Genomic DNA, 1,267 nt, shown 5'->3' on the forward strand with positions numbered 1-1,267 from the left:
CGCAATAACCAGGCTTCGATATATCCGAACCGTGGATGGTCGGCTCCTCTGGCCATGTAAAGACCGAATGATGTTTCGACATACTTATCGACGTTGCGCGTAAAGCCTTTAGGGTCAATATTTGTCTTACTGTCGATATCGAATGTTTCGTGTTTAGGCGCGTGGGTAGCTTCGTGATGGGGCTGATTCGTTGGTGATTGCATAGCCGTCCTGAGTTAATTCTGCTGGTTTATTCATTGTGCCGGTTTAATTTCGACGATTGCGGTTGCGGGGTCGGCGTCGCCGTCGAGACCGGCCCCGCGAGGAAACCGGTATGCACGTCACTGATGACACCACGGCATCGAGTTCATACTTCGCCCGCTCGGCGTCATCGGCCGGGCTGCCGTGTGAGTGGGGAAGGCCGACGTTGGCCCGGCCGTCGGATAGTTCGATCACGCGGACTAATTCGGGTGGAAACCGTTGAGCGATACTGGCTGCTCGAAGACGCGCCGATGCAAGGGGAGTGCCACCACCGGTGGGCAGTGAGGTGAGGCACCGTCGGGCGCGTGACAGGCTCCGGGTGACGGGTAGCCCGATTGCTGCTTCATGTCCCCGGGCGACGATGATGCAGACTTTGCTGCGGTCCCGATAGCTCGATTGCAGCACTTCCAGGGCGGTGGATTTCGCCGTGCGGATGGCGCCGCGGCCCATGGATCCGGATGCGTCAACGATGATGATGACCAGTTCGCCGCCGGCCGATTCGCGTTGGGCCGTACGGAGGTCGTCGCGAGTCAGGATGATTCGACGTTGATTGCGCTGACCTTCCTGATGGCGATGCCGGAATTGTTGCCACGGCGCCGCTGCAGCGAGGGTGGGAAGAATCGCGAGATCGGTGTCATGGGTTCGCGCTGGCATGACCCGACGAACACGGCCGCGATGGGAGATCCCACGAGGCCCATTACGGCCGGGCCACACCGTGGTTGACGTCCGCCCTCGGCGAGGGATGTGGGGGATGGTTAAGGGCTGGTCATCAGGCTTATCGACGGGGTCGGTGTTCCGGGCTTCCGCTCCCGTGGAGGCGTCGTCATTATGGGGAGGATCGTTGTGGTCCTCGCGCAACGTGTCACCGGAATCGCTCTCCGATGGCGATGAATCCTCGGGGGACGCATCCGCGCCAGGCTCTTCATCGGAGGTGGTGTCGGCATCGTCCGGTCGTGCTGCGGCCGGATTCGCGTTCTTATTCTGCTCGTTATTCTCTTCTTCGCTGTTTCCGTCGCGTTTCTCGTCG

1 protein-coding gene and 1 pseudogene are annotated in these 1,267 nt (G+C 60.5%); both read right to left on the minus strand.

Annotated elements, in window-relative coordinates; all coding sequences use genetic code 11:
- Positions 1-203: pseudogene (locus tag Q3981_RS04665) on the minus strand (hypothetical protein); the annotation flags it as partial.
- Positions 204-246: 43 nt separating this feature from the next.
- A partial coding sequence (locus Q3981_RS04670; protein ID WP_303124303.1) for a VWA domain-containing protein occupies positions 247-1,267 on the minus strand: 1,021 nt, incomplete at its 5' end.

Source organism: Corynebacterium sp. (genome assembly GCF_030530965.1).
Taxonomy (GTDB): domain Bacteria; phylum Actinomycetota; class Actinomycetes; order Mycobacteriales; family Mycobacteriaceae; genus Corynebacterium.